Raw genomic sequence first — 14,482 nt, 5'->3', positions numbered from 1 at the left:
TGGCAGAGGGTGGCCTGAGTGCCGCCAGCACTTCGCCAGATATCCTTTCGCCCCTGACAAGAGGCTCGTGTGAACGCCGATTCCGACTCTCATCAAGCGCCTGCTCGCAAGGTTCGCCCGCGCAAGGGCGGGCTGTGGCCATGGCTGCATCGCTTGGGCACACCGGCGACCTTCTTCGCGGCCAGCCAGCGCTGGCTGCCGTGGCTGTGGGCCGTGGCGATCATCGCGCTGGTGGCCGGCAGTGCCTGGGGACTGGCCTTCGCGCCGGCGGATTACCAGCAGGGCAACAGCTTCCGCATCATCTACGTGCATGTGCCGGCGGCGATTCTCGCCCAGTCCTGCTTCATGCTGCTGGCGGCATGCGCACTCATCTTCCTTGTCTGGAAGATCAAGCTGGCGGACATGGTCGCCACGGCCGCCGCCCCCGTCGGCGCCTTGATGACGGCGATGGCGCTGTTTTCCGGCTCGGTATGGGGCATTCCCACCTGGGGCACCTGGTGGATCTGGGATGCCCGGCTGACGTCGATGCTGATCCAGCTGTTCCTGTATCTGGGCGTGATCGTGCTGCGTGGTTCCTTCGCCAGTCGTGACAGCGGCTCGCGTGCCGCCTCGATTCTGGCGCTGGTCGGCATGGTCAATATCCCGATCATCAAGTATTCGGTGGATTGGTGGAGCACACTGCATCAACCTGCCACCTTCACGCTGAGTGAAGCACCGCCGATGCCGGCCAGCATGTGGATTCCGCTGCTGCTGCTGGTCATCGGCTTCTACGCCCTGTTCGGTGCGCTGGTACTGATGCGCACGCGGGTCGAGGTGCTGAGGCGTGAGAGTCGCAAGCAATGGGTGCGTGACCTGCTGAGCCCGCACTCGGACTCACGCCCCGGCCAGAATTCGCCTGCAGGCCCCGTTTCCACAGAGGGTGATCACTGATGAGCTTGCCCGATGTCGCCTTCTCGAGTGTCAGCGAGTTCTTCGCCATGGGAGGGCACGCCCTCTACGTGTGGTCCGCCTGGGGGCTGACGGCGGCATGCCTCGCGGGGCTGGTGATCGCCACGCGGCTGTCCCGTCGCGCGGTGGAGGCCGATATCCGCCGCCGCCTGCGTCGGGAATCCGCCCGTTCCTGAATCCATTCTCGACCTCCCGTGCCAGTCGTCCCGCTGGTCGCGAGAGGCATGATCGTCCCTTGCCCTGATCGAGCCCTGACCATGACCCCCAAACGCAAGCAGCGCCTGTATCTCGTCACGGCCATCGTGCTGCTGGCCGCCCTCGCGGTGGGCCTCACGCTCTATGCCCTGCGCGCCAACATCAATGCCTTCTACACCCCGACCCAGATCGCCAGTGGCGAGGCGCCCCAGGGGCGTCAGATTCGCGCAGGCGGCATGGTGCGCGATGGCAGTGTCAGGCGTGACAACGAGACGCTGGATGCCATCTTCACCGTCACCGATTTCGATCATGACGTGACGGTGCATTATCAGGGCATCCTGCCGGACCTGTTCCGTGAAGGGCAGGGCGTGGTGGTGATGGGCACCTTCGATGGTGAGCATCTCGAGGCCAGCGAAGTGCTCGCCAAGCATGACGAGAAGTACATGCCGCCGGAGGTATCCGAGGCTCTCAAGGCGTCCGGACGTGATGTCTCTGGCAACAGGACGGGTGACAGGATAGACACCGGGATGACAGAGAAAACACCTCAGGAGGCGCAGTGATGGTGACGCAACTGTTGCCGGAAATCGGCCATTTCGCGCTGATTCTGGGGGCCTGTCTGGCCTGCGTGCAGGCGGTGGTGCCGCTGGCGGGAGCCGCCACGCGTCGCCCGCTGTGGATGAGCTTCGCCCAGCCGATGGCCTGGGGGCAGTTCCTGTTCGTGCTGATCGCCTATGCCTGCCTGACCGCGAGCTTCCTGCTGGATGACTTCAGCGTCGCCTACATCGCCAACAACTCCAACAGCCAGCTGCCGTGGTACTTCAAGTTCAGTGCCGTGTGGGGAAGTCACGAGGGTTCGGTGCTGCTGTGGAGCCTGATACTGGCGGGCTGGGGCTTTGCCGTCTCGCTGGGTGCGCGCGATCTGCCGCGCGACATGCTGGCGCGGGTACTGGGCATCATGGGATTGATCTCCACCGGCTTCATGGCCTTCGTGCTGCTGACCTCCAATCCCTTCGCACGTCTGCTGCCGGACATGCCGGCAGATGGCGCGGATCTCAATCCGCTGTTGCAGGACATCGGGCTGATCATCCATCCGCCGATGCTCTACATGGGCTATGTCGGTTTCTCGGTGGCATTCTCGTTCGCGATGGCGGCCCTGCTGGGCGGGCGCCTCGATGCGGCATGGGCACGCTGGGCGCGCCCCTGGACCAACATCGCCTGGGCGTTCCTGACCGTCGGCATCGCGCTGGGCAGCTGGTGGGCCTACTACGAGCTTGGCTGGGGCGGCTGGTGGTTCTGGGACCCGGTGGAGAACGCCTCCCTGATGCCGTGGCTGGCGGGTACCGCCCTGATCCACTCACTGGCGGTCACCGAGAAGCGCGGTGCCTTCAAGAGCTGGACGGTGCTGCTGTCGATCTTCGCCTTCTCGCTGTCACTGCTGGGGACCTTTCTGGTGCGCTCCGGCGTGCTGACCTCGGTGCACGCCTTCGCCAGTGATCCGGACCGCGGGCTGTTCATCCTCGTGCTGCTCGGTATCACCGTTGGTGGCTCGCTGTTGCTGTTCGCGCTGCGCGCACCGCGCGTGCGCTCGACGCTCGGCTTCCACTGGCTCTCGCGGGATGCCTTCCTGCTGGTCAACAACCTCGTGCTGCTGGTGATGATGGTCACCGTGCTGCTGGGCACTCTCTATCCGCTGGTGCTGGATTCGCTGGGGCTGGGCAAGATCTCGGTGGGCCCGCCGTACTTCAATGCGCTGTTCGTGCCGCTGACCACGTTGCTGTGTGCCTTCATGGGGCTCGGGCCGGCCTCGCGCTGGAAGCAGATGCCTGGGCGCGAGCTTGCACGCCGGCTTGCGCTCTCCGGCGGCGCGGCACTCATCATCGGTAGCCTGCTGCCGCTGTTGCTGGATATCGAGTGGAGTCTCTCGGTGGCACTCGGGCTGGTCATCGCGCTGTGGGTGGTGCTGCCGCTGCTGCGCGACCTGTGGGACAAGAGTGCCTCCAGGGCAGGGCGCTGGGCAGGTCTCAAGCGCCTCACGCCCAGCTACTGGGGCATGCAGCTGGCGCATCTGGGCCTGGCGGTGACCATCGTCGGCGTAACGCTGGTCTCCAATACCGAGGTCGCCGAGAACGTGCGCATGGTGCAGGGCAAGGAAGTCAGCGTGGGCGGCTATCAGTTCCGCATGACCGAACTTGGCGAGTATCGCGGTCCCAACTACCTGTCGGACCGCGCCACGGTGGAGGTCAGTCGTGATGGCGAGGCGGTGACGACGCTGCATCCCGAGAAGCGCCTGTTCCTGGCCAGCGGCATGCCGATGACCGAAACCGCGCTGGATGCCGGCTTCACGCGTGACCTCTACGTCGCCATGGGCGAGAAGCTCGATGACGATAGCTGGGCAGTACGCATCCAGGTCAAACCCTTCGTGCGCTGGCTGTGGCTGGGCGCTTTGCTGATGGGCGCGGGCGGTGTGATAGCCGTGCTGGATCGCCGTTATCGTCGGCGTGTCGAGGCCAGCACGGTGACCGACAATCCCTCACTCACCACGCAGGAGGCTCACCCATGAATCTTCGTCGTCTGGTGCTGTTCTTGCCGTTGGTGGTCGTGGTGGGGCTGGGCGCTTTTCTCTATCAGCGCCTCGATGATGACCCCTACGCACGGGATTCCGCGCTGCTGTCGCGCCCCTTCCCCGCATTCTCGCTCAGCACCCTGGGTGACCCGCAGGCGAGCCTCGATGCCTCGCTGCTCAAGGGCCAGGTCAGCCTCGTCAACGTCTGGGGCGAGTGGTGCCCGACCTGCAAGCACGAGATGCCTCAGCTGCTGGATCTCGCGAATCGCGGTGTGCACATGGTCGGGGTCGACTACAAGGACAAGCGTGCCAAGGGCCGGCAGTTCCTGGAGGAATTCGGTGACCCGTTCAGCGTCAATCTCTTCGACCCGGACGGCACCCTGGGGTTTGATCTCGGCGTCTATGGGGCACCGGAAACCTTCCTCGTCGATGCCGAGGGCGTGATCCGCTATCACCACACCGGCTACATCCGCCCCGAGGATGTCCGTGATGTCATCCTGCCGACACTGGAGCGGATCGCGAAACCTGCGACTGGTGCCGCCGGCGAGGAGGCCAGCTCATGAAGTCCGTGCTCAAGAGTGTCGCCATCCCGCTGGTGCAGGCGCTGGTCGTGCTGCTGTTTCTCTCGTGGCTGGCGGCTGGCAAGGCGCAGGCCGCCATCGAGGTGCATCAGTTCGACAATCCTGTGCTGCAGAAGCGCTACGACAGCCTGACGGCTGCGCTGCGCTGCCCCAAGTGTCAGAACCAGGCGATCGGTGACTCGGATTCCCCCATCGCCGGTGACATGCGCCAGAACGTGGCGAATCTGCTCAATGACGGTCGCAGTGACAGCGAGATCCAGAATTTCATGGTCGCGCGTTTCGGCGAGTACGTGCTCTACAATCCGCGCCTCGATGGGCGTACCTGGCTGTTGTGGGGCGGCCCGGCGGCCCTGATCGCGCTCGGACTGCTCATCGTGGCCTTGATCGTGCGGGCCCGGCGACGGGCACGGGTGCGTGCGCTGGACGATGATGAGCAGGCACGCCTTTCAGCGCTGCTCGATAGGCATCGCGATGCCGGCAATGCACCGCAAGACGCCAAGGAGCGCTCATGATTCTGTTATGGCTGGCGATCGCCGTGCTGCTGCTTCCCGCCGGTTGGCTGCTGTTGCTGCCACTGCGCCGCGCGCGCCGTGTGCATGCCGCCCAGCAGGCCTTCGAGGACAACGACAGCCTCGGTGCCGAGAATGTGCGTGTCTATCGACGTCGACTGGCCTCGCTGGAGCGCGGCCATGCGCGCGGCGAGCTGGATGACACGGCGCTGGCGGAAGGGCGTGTCGAGCTGGAACGCAGTCTGCTGGAAGATGCCGAGGCTTTGAGGCGCTCCCCGCTCAAGGCGGCCGGCAGTGGTCGTGTGCTGGTGCCCGTGTTGCTGGTGGCGATGGTGGCGGGCTCGCTCTTCTGGTATCAGCGCGAAGGGGCGAGCGGCGATCTGGCGCTGGCGCAGGCGATTGCCGCCACGCCGATCCATGATGCCGCCAGCTTCAATGCGCGCATCGCGCGTCTGCGTGCCGAGGCCGAGGCACAGCCGGATAACGCCAAGGTGTGGATGGCACTGTTTCCGCTCTATCGTGATGCCGGACGCCTCGATGAGGCGATGCAGTCTCTCGAGGCATTGATCGCGCTCGAAGGTCGGGTGCCCGCGCTGGTCGCGCAGCTGGCGCAGCTCAAGTTCTTCGCCGCGCAGCGCACGCTGACCGATGAGGTGCAGGGGCTGGTCGACGAGGTGCTGGCAGCCGACCCGCGTCAGCCCACCGTGCTCGGCCTGTTGGGGATCGAGGCGTTCGAGCAAGCCCGCTATCCCGAGGCCATCGACTACTGGCGCAAGGCGATTGCCGGTTTCGAGAACCCCGATGCCGCCAAGGCCCTGCGTGAAGGCATCGCGGCCGCGCGTCAGCGCATGGCGAGTGCCGGTGAAGTCGACGCCTCGGTGGCGCTGGACAGCCCGGCAACGGCTGCTGCTCAGGACAGTCAGGCAGGCACTGCACGTCTGACGCTCAAGGTGTCGCTGGACCCCGCACTCGAGGCGCAGCTGGCGGCGATGCCGGTGAGTGCTGACGAGGCGACCCTGTTCATCGTGGCGCGTGATGCCGAAGGCAAGTTGCCGCCGCTGGCGGTGGTGCGTACCACCGCAGACACGCTGCCGCTGACGGTCACGCTCTCGGATGATGATGCCATGGCCCCGATGGCGCGGCTCTCGATGGCGGAGCGCGTCACTCTCGTCGCGCGCATCTCCGCTTCCGGTCAGCCGGCGGCGCAGTCGGGGGACCTTGAAGGCAAGCTCGAGAATGTCATCGTTACTCGCAGCACCGAGGCCGATGCTGATGTCAGCCACGAGGCTGCGGACGCACCGCTGATGCTGCGTATCGATCACCGCGTCGCACGGTGAGTCGCGATGTGCCCCGACTCGACGATCTGATCACGTGGATCATCATTGCGCCGGTTGGGGCCATCGCCGCTTTTGGGTAGACTGCGCGCTGGTTTTTCGAAATGCCCTCGATGAGCGGCTGCTTCGTCGTTAGGACATGTTTACCCTGCGGCGGCGCGGGCTCTCCACCGGGAGACTTGAGAGACCGCGGCGGTTCAGGTTTTCCTGCTTCAGCTCTTCTTCCTCCAGACTCAAGGACGCGCCAGGCGCAATGCGGCTCAAATCGATCAAGCTGGTCGGCTTCAAATCCTTCGTCGATCCGGTCACCGTGCCCTTCGACAGCAACATGACGGCGATTCTCGGCCCCAACGGCTGCGGGAAATCCAACGTCATCGATGCTGTGCGCTGGGTCATGGGCGAGTCCAGCGCCAAGAACCTGCGCGGCGAGTCGATGACGGATGTCATCTTCAATGGCTCCACCGGGCGCAAGCCGGTGGGGCAGGCCTCCATCGAGCTGACCTTCGACAATGCCGACGGCAGCCTCGGTGGCGCCTGGTCCGAGTACGCCGAGATCGCCGTCAAGCGTCTGGTAACGCGTGACGGCCAGTCCGGCTACTTCCTCAATGGCCAGAAATGTCGCCGACGTGACATCTCCGATGTCTTCCTCGGCACCGGGCTCGGCCCGCGTTCCTATTCCATCATCGGTCAGGGCATGATCTCGCAGCTGATCGAGGCGCGCCCGGATGATCTGCGTAGCACCCTCGAGGAAGCCGCCGGCATCTCCAAGTACAAGGAGCGCCGCCGCGAGACCGAGAACCGCATGAAGCGCACCCAGGAGAACATGGAGCGCCTGGATGATCTGCGCGAGGAACTCGACAAGCAGCTCGAGCGCCTCAAGCGTCAGGCCGAAGCCGCCAAGCGCTACCAGACCCTCAAGCAGGAGGAATACCGCCTCAAGGGCGAGCTGGCCGTGCTGCGTCGGCGTGGCCTGCGCGCGCAGCAGCGTGAGCAGCAGTCACGTGTCGCGGAGCTGGAAACCGGTGTCGAGCGCGAGATTCTCGGTCAGCGTCAGTGTGAGAGCCAGCTGGAAGAGCAGCGCTATCAGCACGACGAGCTGGCCGGTGAGCTGGAAACGCACCAGGCCGCCTTCTATGAGACCGGTGCTCAGATCGCCCGTCTCGAGCAGAGTCTCGAGCACGCCCGAACTCGTGAGCAGCAGCTGGCGGCGGATCTCGAGATCGCGCGGCGTGAGCTGAGCGACATCCAGCGCGTCGAGGGCGAGGACGGCGAGCGTCTCGAGATGATCGAGGCACGTCTGGAAGATATCGCGCCGGAACTGGAGCTGGCGCGTGAGACGCTGGAAGGCCTCGAGCTTTCGCTGGAAGAGGCCGAGGAGCGCCGCCAGGACAGTCAGAGCGAGTGGGAGCGCTTCAGTCAGGCCGACAACGAATCCCAGCGCGGGGCCGAGCGTGCCCAGAGCGAGATCCAGCGCATCGAGAATGCCATTCGTGACGCCGAGATTCAGCGCGAGCGCCGTCGTCAGCAGCTGGCGGAGTTGCCGGATGTCGCCGAACTGCGCGAAAGCCGTGAGGAACTGCGCGAGCAGCTCGACGAGCTGACGCTCGGCAGCGAATCGCTGGAGTCGCGCCGCGAGCAGGCCAGTGAATCCCGTGAGCAGGCACAGACGGATCGTCTGGCGCTGGACGGTGAGCGTGACCAACTGCGCCAGCGTCGCAACGTGCTGCAGGGCGAGCAGGCCTCGCTTCAGGCGCTGATCGATGCCGCGCTGCGGGATGAGGATGACAGCCTGGCGACGCATCTGGACCGACATGGTCTTGCGCAGGTCCCGGCGCTGGCCGAGGGGCTCGAGGTCGCCGAGGGCTGGGAGTCCGTCAGTGCCTGGGTGCTGGGGCCCTTCCTCAAGGCACGCATCTCCCGTGCAGAGTCGGATGTGACGGCTGCCCTGATGAGTGAGTTGCCTGGTGGCGAGCTGTTGCTGGTCGATGCTGCCGGGGAGACGAATGCCACGGCCCCTGAAGGCACGCTGGCGGCGCGGATCAGCGGTGCCCCGGCGCTGACGGGCTGGCTATCCAGCATTCACTGCGTCGAGTCACAGGCCGCCGCCTGGGGCCGGCGCGATACGCTGGCCGCCCATGAAAGCGTGCTGACACCGGACGGCCTGTGGTTGGGACGTGGCTGGAGCCGGCGTCAGATAGCGGGCGAGCGTGCCGACAGCGTGATCGGCCAGCGCGCGCGTCTCGAGCAGGTCGTGCTGGAACTGGAAGCGCTGGAGTCGCGACTCGACGATATCGAGGCGCGGCTGGCTGCCGCTGATGAACAGATTGCCGGCGCCGAGCAACAGCTTGAGCATCTGCGGGTCGAAGAGCGTGAGCTTGGCGAGCGTCAGCGTGAGCTGAGCCTCAAGGAGGCGGGGCTCGCCAGCCGACTCGAGCACGTCGATGGCCGTGCCAGTGAGCTTGAGGAAGAGCTCGAGCAGCTGGCGGAGACCCGCGAGAATCATGCCCTGACGCTTGAGGAGGCGCGCGAGCGCTGGCAGCAGGCGCTGGAGGCAGTGGAGAACAATGCCCAGTCGCGTGAGTCGCTGGAGCGCTCACGGCGCGAGCATCAGGAGGCGCTGGCCGGGCTGCGTGCCCAGTTGGCGCCCGCGCGGGAGCAGGTCAGCCGTCTCGAGATGGAGCGTCAGCGCCTGGTGACAGAGCGCGATGGCATGCAGGGCCAGCGCATGCGGGCCGTCGAGCAGCGCGAGAAGCTCGCCGAGCGCATCGAGCTGCTCGAGGCCAGCCGTGAAGAAGCCTCGCTGCCGCAGGAAGAAGAGCGCGAACAGCTCGAGATGTTGCTCGAGACACGCCTCTATCAAGAAACCAAGCTGAATGCCTGTCGTGACAAGACTCATGAATTGGTCGAACAGATGCGCCAGGCCGAGCAGTCGCGCCAGACCCATGAACGCAATCTCGAGGGCATTCGTCAGCGCCTCGAGGAAGGGCGCATGCAGGTGCAGGCCCTGACCTTGAAAGCGGATGCGCAGGATGAGCAGCTGGTGGAGCTGGGCTATGACGAGGCGGCGATCACGCTGCTGGAGGACGAGTTGGACCCGAACGCCACCGAATCGGCCTGGAGCCACAATCTGGAGCAGGTCGGGGAGCGCATCAAGCGGCTGGGGGCCATCAACCTGGCCGCCATCGAGGAGTACGACCAGCAGGCCGAGCGTCGCAACTACCTGGAAGCCCAGCATGCGGAGCTGGCCGAGGCGCTGGAGACCCTTGAGCGTGCGATACGCAAGATAGATCAGGAAACGCGGGTGCGTTTCAAGGACACCTTCGACAAGGTCAACGCCGGAATCCAGACGCTTTTCCCGAAGATCTTCGGTGGCGGAACCGCGTGGTTGACACTGACAGGCGATGATTTGCTCGAGACGGGCGTGGCGATCATGGCACGCCCGCCCGGCAAGAAAAACTCGACCATTCATCTTCTGTCAGGTGGGGAGAAGGCTCTGACGGCGCTGGCGCTGGTCTTCGCCATCTTCCAGCTCAATCCGGCCCCGTTCTGCATGCTCGATGAGGTGGATGCGCCGCTGGATGATGCCAACGTCGGGCGTTATGCAAGGCTGGTGAAAGAGATGTCGGAAAGCGTACAGTTCATCTATATCACCCATAACAAGATCGCCATGGAGGCGGCGGATCGGTTGATGGGCGTCACCATGCAGGAACCGGGCGTCTCGCGTCTTGTCTCTGTAGGGATCGAAGAAGCGGCGGTACTGGCTGAAGCGTGAGTGAAAAGCCGTGCAGGAGGCCAAGGTCATCCTTGTGCGCGGTAGCCAGCGGCCGTCTTTGCGGCCAAGTTGGCAAAATCGTGTTGCACATAGAGATCGAAAGCACTACGAGTTTGCGTCATAGTGTCAGTCAGGGATAATTGAAGGGCGATTGCGCAGGTCACCACCACAGGATTGACATTCGAAAAATGTCCCCTTTTTCTGCAATCGCGCTATGCTGTTCACGTGCATGGTGCCCAAGCAAACAGGCTAATGACCCATGGAATTGAGAGAGTGGCTCATCTTGTTGGGGTTGGTGCTGGTCGCAATCATCGTCGTTGACGGTGTGCGCAGGCTCCAACGTCAACGTCGAGTACCCCGACTGGATCGAGCGGGTACGGAAGATTCCACCGAAGAGGCGGGTGTTTCCGCGGTGGAAGAAGAGGAAGAACGTGACAACTGGGAGCTGCCGAATGGCGGCTACCGGGTGGTTGGCGATGCCGAAGCGCAGGCCGAGGCGGAGCAGGATGCCGTGCTCGACAATGCCCATGGCATCAAGGCCTCACGGGTGACGCAACCGAGTCGTCCAGCACAGCCCATGGAGCGCCGTGAAGCGCCGGAGCGCAAGGGCTTCGGCGAGCGTGCGGCGGCCTTCGGGGCGCGTGCCAGCCAGTCGATGCGCGACGTGACCGCCAGTCTGGGCGCGCGGCGCGACGACGAGCATGACGAGGCGCATCGCGAGCCTGTGCTCGGCACCGCCTCCAGCGAGCAGTCAGAGACGGCGCGCGAAGAGGACTTCCATGAGAAGCCGGTGATCACCGCCGAGGACGACAGCATCAGCGTCTCCTCCACCCAGGCCGATGATCTCGAGCCGATGGCCGAGATCGAGGAAGGTCAGGATGTGAAGGCCGAAGCGTTCTCCGCTGGCCAGCAGGCCGATGACGAGCACGCGGCTTCCGAGCGCAAGGAGCCTTCGCTGGAAGCGGCCGCCGTGCCTGCAGCCGACACGACAGTCTCCGAGGATGATCGCCATCCGCTGGTGCTGCGTGCCGAGCGCAATCAGGTCGATGACCAGCTCGCACGTGACACCCTGGCTGATGCCAGTGAAGTCATCATCATCTCGGTGATGGCGCGTGGCGAGGAAGGCTTCAGCGGTGAAGACGTGCTGGGCATCTCGCTGGCCTGTGGTCTGCGCCATTCCGAGATGGGGCTGTTCCTGCGCCATGAGGAAGATGATGACGACAGTCCCTTGCAGTTCGCGATGGCCAACGTGGTCAAGCCGGGGATCTTCACGCCGGCCGAGATGGTGGACAGTCAGCTGGATGGCGTCACCTTCCTGATGCCGCTGCCGGGCGCGGACGACACCTCCGCCGCCTTCGAGACCATGGTCGAGATCGCCATGCTGCTGGTGCGTCGCCTGGGCGGTGAGCTCAAGGACGAGAACCACAGCGTGATGACGGCCCAGACCATCGAGTTCAAGCGCCAGCAGGTGCACGAGTTCGAGCGTCGCAATCGTCTGCATCGCTACCAGGCCAACTGATCGACTCGCGAGCCATTCTCAGAGTGGGTCCGTCATGCCACAAACGCCAACGGCGACCTTCGGGTCGCCGTTGGCGTTTGTGTTTCATGCGATTCTCCGTCCTCGTTCTGAAGCGCCTGACGCCATGTGTCATCTGCGATCTTTCCTCTCAGCCGGGAGTGGGGTCCATCGAGCGCTTTGAGTACAATGACGGCATCATGGCGACCCCCCCCCGGCCCTGCGATTCAGGCCGGAGGACCTGTCGCCACCCGCTTTCCGGTCGATCAGCGCAGCCCTTTGGGCACTGCTGATGAGGCCACCGTTTCGAGTGAGTGTCATGTCAGCCCAGGATGATCTGTTTTCGGCCCCTGCCGATGATTCCAGCGCCTCGAGCGTTCCTCAGTCCGCTGCCCCGGCTGCGGTGGAAGGTGTGCCTGCCAAGGTGATGGAGGAGGTCGCGCAGCTGCATCGCGAGCTGCTCGAGGCCAGCCACCGCTATTACGTGCTGGATGACCCGACGCTGACCGATGCCGACTACGACACGCGTCTGCGCCGTCTCGAGGCACTGGAAGCCGACTACCCCCAGCTGATCACGTCGGAGTCCCCCACCCAGCGTGTCGGGGCCGCACCGGCCAGCGGTTTCGAGGAAGTGCAGCATGCGGTACCGATGCTGTCGCTCAACAATGCCTTCGATGACGATGAGCTGCGTGCCTTCGTGCAGCGTGCGGCGAAAACCCTGGAGTTGGGCGATGCGGAAGACGCAGGCGAGGCATTGAGCTTCTGCTGTGAACCCAAGCTCGATGGCCTGGCCGTGTCGCTCATCTACGAGAATGGCGTGCTGGTGCAGGGCGTGACGCGCGGCGATGGACGTACCGGGGAAGGCATCACCACCAATCTGCGCACCATCCGCTCGATCCCGCTCAGGCTGCGGGGGGATGATCTGCCGGCGCTGCTTGAAGTGCGCGGCGAGGTCTACATGAGTCACGCCGGCTTCGAGGCGCTGAACGCGCGCGGCCGCGACGAGGATGGCAAGGTGTTCGCCAATCCGCGCAATGCCGCCGCCGGCAGTCTGCGTCAGCTGGATTCCAGCATCGCTGCCTCGCGCCCGCTGGAGTTCTGTGCCTATCAGGTCGCGCGCCTCGATGAGGCGCTGCTGGCCACGGAGGTCGGTCAGAATCATTCCAGCCTGATGGCGCTGCTCAATGACTATGGCTTTCGCACCAGCCCGCAGCTTGAGGTGGTGCGCGGTGCCCAAGGCATCATCGAGTACACCCGCCGTCTCGGCGAGCAGCGCGAAGGGCTTGATCACGACATCGATGGCGCGGTCATCAAGCTGGATGCGTTGCGTCTGCAGCGCGAGCTGGGCTTCGTGGCGCGCGCGCCGCGCTGGGCCATCGCCTTCAAGTATCCCGCGCAGGAGCAGGAAACCACTCTGGAAGGGGTCGATTTCCAGGTCGGACGGACTGGTGCGCTGACACCGGTCGCCCGGCTGGCACCGGTGCAGGTCGCCGGGGTGGTGGTCTCCAATGCCACGCTGCACAACATGGATGAGGTGGAACGTCTCGGCGTGCAGATCGGTGACAGCGTGATCATCCGGCGGGCCGGCGATGTCATCCCGCAGGTGGTGCGGGTCGCCAGCGAAGGTGCCAGCCGCGAAGCCATCGTGCTGCCGGACGGCTGCCCGGTGTGTGGCTCCGAGATCGAACGTCTCGAAGGCGAGGTGGTGGCACGCTGCGCGGGCGGACTGATCTGCGCCGCCCAGCGCAAGGAAGCCCTCAAGCACTTCTCCAGCCGCAAGGCGCTGGATGTCGATGGCCTCGGCGAGAAGCTGATCGAGCAGCTGATCGAGCGTGAGCTGGTCAAGACACCGGCGGATCTGTTCCATCTCGACGCTGCCACGCTGGCCGAGCTGCCGCGCATGGGCGAGAAGTCCGCCGCCAATCTGGTCGCCTCGCTGGACAAGAGCCGCCACACCACCCTGGCGCGCTTCATCTATGCCCTCGGTATCCGGGAAGTCGGCGAAGCCACCGCGGCGAATCTGGCCACGCACTTCGGTACGCTTGAGGCGCTGCGCGCGGCGGATCAACCCGCGCTGGAAGCCGTGGAAGATGTCGGCCCCATCGTCGCGGCGCATATCCAGACCTTCTTCCAGCAAGCGACCAACAACGAGACGCTGGAAGCGCTTCTCGCCTGTGGTCTGCGCTGGGAAGAGGTCGAGATCGGCGAGCGGCCCCAGCCGCTGGCAGGCCAGACCTGGGTGCTGACGGGGAGTCTCGACAGCATGACGCGTGATGAAGGCAAGGCGCGCCTGCAGGCGCTGGGCGCCAAGGTGGCGGGCAGTGTCTCGAAGAAGACCGCTGGTGTCGTCGCCGGGGAGGCGGCGGGCAGCAAGCTCGAGAAAGCCATGCAGCTGGGGCTCACGGTGCTGGATGAAGCGGCCTTCGTGGCGCGTCTGGCCGAGTGGGAAGCCGGCACCGACTCAGTTTCAGGCTCAGATTCAGATTCGGACGCGCAGAAAGCCGATGCGCAAGACAGCGCAGGAGAGGATGCATGAGTACGGACACGCTGAATGATGCACCGCAGGCGCCAATGGCTGCGTCACGTTCCACGGATGAACAGGAGCTACCCATGAGTCAGATGCCGCTTGATCAGATGGACCCGAAGGATCGCTTCATCGAGGTGCCGCAGACCATGCTGCCCGCCGACACGCGTCGTGCCCTGCTGGAGACCTTCGTCACCCGTCAGGGCTATGACACCACCGATGTCGGCGAAGGCATGGCTGGCTGGGTCGCGGAGCTGGAAGGCCAGTTGTCACGCGGCAAGCTGTTGATCGTCCATGACATCGGCACCGAATCCACCGAGGTGATGACGCTGGAGCAATGGCAGTCCTTCGGGCGTCAGCTGGCAGACGATGAGGAAGAGGGCGACTGAGCCCGGCCAGCGGTCATGATCCGTTGGCGAAGCCCTGACCTTGCTCCTGTCCCTGGAAACGACGACGCCCCCGGCACAGGCCGGGGGCGTCGTCGTTCCTGCCGCGTCTGTCGAGGCACCTGGCGTCGGTGCTCCTATCGAGGGCGGATCA

At 64.9% G+C, this 14,482-nt stretch carries 11 protein-coding genes; all 11 read left to right on the top strand.

Annotation, left to right across the window (positions count from 1 at the left end; translation table 11 throughout):
• Positions 1 to 132: 132 nt before the first annotated feature.
• Positions 133 to 930 (top strand): heme ABC transporter permease, encoded by a 798-nt coding sequence (locus BFX80_RS15680; protein WP_084209826.1) that lies wholly within the window; start codon positions 133 to 135, stop codon positions 928 to 930.
• Positions 930 to 1,124 carry a heme exporter protein CcmD gene (ccmD, locus tag BFX80_RS15675; protein ID WP_077378928.1) on the top strand — a complete coding sequence of 65 codons (195 nt, stop codon included), beginning with the start codon at positions 930 to 932 and terminating at the stop codon, positions 1,122 to 1,124. The genes BFX80_RS15680 and ccmD overlap by 1 nt, the downstream gene beginning before the upstream one ends.
• Positions 1,125 to 1,205: 81 nt before the next feature.
• Positions 1,206 to 1,703, top strand: coding sequence for a cytochrome c maturation protein CcmE (gene ccmE, locus BFX80_RS15670; RefSeq protein ID WP_084209386.1), 498 nt, complete (start codon positions 1,206 to 1,208; stop codon positions 1,701 to 1,703).
• Positions 1,703 to 3,703: a heme lyase CcmF/NrfE family subunit gene (locus BFX80_RS15665; RefSeq protein ID WP_084209385.1), complete on the top strand. Its 2,001-nt coding sequence runs from the start codon at positions 1,703 to 1,705 to the stop codon at positions 3,701 to 3,703. The genes ccmE and BFX80_RS15665 overlap by 1 nt, the downstream gene beginning before the upstream one ends.
• Complete coding sequence (locus tag BFX80_RS15660) at positions 3,700 to 4,269, top strand: DsbE family thiol:disulfide interchange protein (protein ID WP_084209384.1); 570 nt, start codon at positions 3,700 to 3,702, stop codon at positions 4,267 to 4,269. The genes BFX80_RS15665 and BFX80_RS15660 overlap by 4 nt, the downstream gene beginning before the upstream one ends.
• Positions 4,266 to 4,799 carry a cytochrome c-type biogenesis protein gene (locus BFX80_RS15655; protein ID WP_157109501.1) on the top strand — a complete coding sequence of 178 codons (534 nt, stop codon included), beginning with the start codon at positions 4,266 to 4,268 and terminating at the stop codon, positions 4,797 to 4,799. Before BFX80_RS15660 ends, BFX80_RS15655 begins: the two co-directional genes overlap by 4 nt.
• A complete protein-coding gene (ccmI, locus tag BFX80_RS15650; protein WP_084209383.1) occupies positions 4,796 to 6,133 on the top strand; it encodes a c-type cytochrome biogenesis protein CcmI in 1,338 nt (445 codons plus the stop codon). Before BFX80_RS15655 ends, ccmI begins: the two co-directional genes overlap by 4 nt.
• Before the next feature lie 250 nt (positions 6,134 to 6,383).
• Positions 6,384 to 9,902 (top strand): chromosome segregation protein SMC, encoded by a 3,519-nt coding sequence (smc, locus tag BFX80_RS15645; RefSeq protein ID WP_084209382.1) that lies wholly within the window; start codon positions 6,384 to 6,386, stop codon positions 9,900 to 9,902.
• Positions 9,903 to 10,161: 259 nt separating this feature from the next.
• Complete coding sequence (locus BFX80_RS15640; protein ID WP_077378945.1) at positions 10,162 to 11,421, top strand: cell division protein ZipA; 1,260 nt, start codon at positions 10,162 to 10,164, stop codon at positions 11,419 to 11,421.
• Positions 11,422 to 11,845: 424 nt separating this feature from the next.
• Positions 11,846 to 13,954, top strand: coding sequence for an NAD-dependent DNA ligase LigA (gene ligA, locus BFX80_RS15635; RefSeq protein WP_157109530.1), 2,109 nt, complete (start codon positions 11,846 to 11,848; stop codon positions 13,952 to 13,954).
• Between the two features lie 74 nt (positions 13,955 to 14,028).
• On the top strand, positions 14,029 to 14,331 hold the full coding sequence (locus BFX80_RS15630) for a YheU family protein (protein ID WP_240499610.1): 303 nt from the start codon (positions 14,029 to 14,031) through the stop codon (positions 14,329 to 14,331).
• The last annotated feature ends 151 nt before the right edge of the window (positions 14,332 to 14,482 follow it).

Origin of the sequence: Cobetia marina (genome assembly GCF_001720485.1) — a bacterium.
In the GTDB taxonomy this organism is placed as follows: domain Bacteria; phylum Pseudomonadota; class Gammaproteobacteria; order Pseudomonadales; family Halomonadaceae; genus Cobetia; species Cobetia marina.
The sequence above is the reverse complement of the archived record's forward strand: the minus strand, read 5'-3'. Positions and strand labels throughout refer to the sequence as shown.

Coding starts and splice junctions, on each gene's coding strand:
- ligA (WP_157109530.1), top strand. CDS start 11,846: ATGGAGGAGGTCGCGCAGCTGCATCGCGAGCTGCTCGAGGCCAGCCAC.
- ccmE (WP_084209386.1), top strand. CDS start 1,206: ATGACCCCCAAACGCAAGCAGCGCCTGTATCTCGTCACGGCCATCGTG.
- smc (WP_084209382.1), top strand. CDS start 6,384: ATGCGGCTCAAATCGATCAAGCTGGTCGGCTTCAAATCCTTCGTCGAT.
- BFX80_RS15630 (WP_240499610.1), top strand. CDS start 14,029: ATGAGTCAGATGCCGCTTGATCAGATGGACCCGAAGGATCGCTTCATC.
- BFX80_RS15665 (WP_084209385.1), top strand. CDS start 1,703: ATGGTGACGCAACTGTTGCCGGAAATCGGCCATTTCGCGCTGATTCTG.
- ccmD (WP_077378928.1), top strand. CDS start 930: ATGAGCTTGCCCGATGTCGCCTTCTCGAGTGTCAGCGAGTTCTTCGCC.
- ccmI (WP_084209383.1), top strand. CDS start 4,796: ATGATTCTGTTATGGCTGGCGATCGCCGTGCTGCTGCTTCCCGCCGGT.
- BFX80_RS15660 (WP_084209384.1), top strand. CDS start 3,700: ATGAATCTTCGTCGTCTGGTGCTGTTCTTGCCGTTGGTGGTCGTGGTG.
- BFX80_RS15655 (WP_157109501.1), top strand. CDS start 4,266: ATGAAGTCCGTGCTCAAGAGTGTCGCCATCCCGCTGGTGCAGGCGCTG.
- BFX80_RS15640 (WP_077378945.1), top strand. CDS start 10,162: ATGGAATTGAGAGAGTGGCTCATCTTGTTGGGGTTGGTGCTGGTCGCA.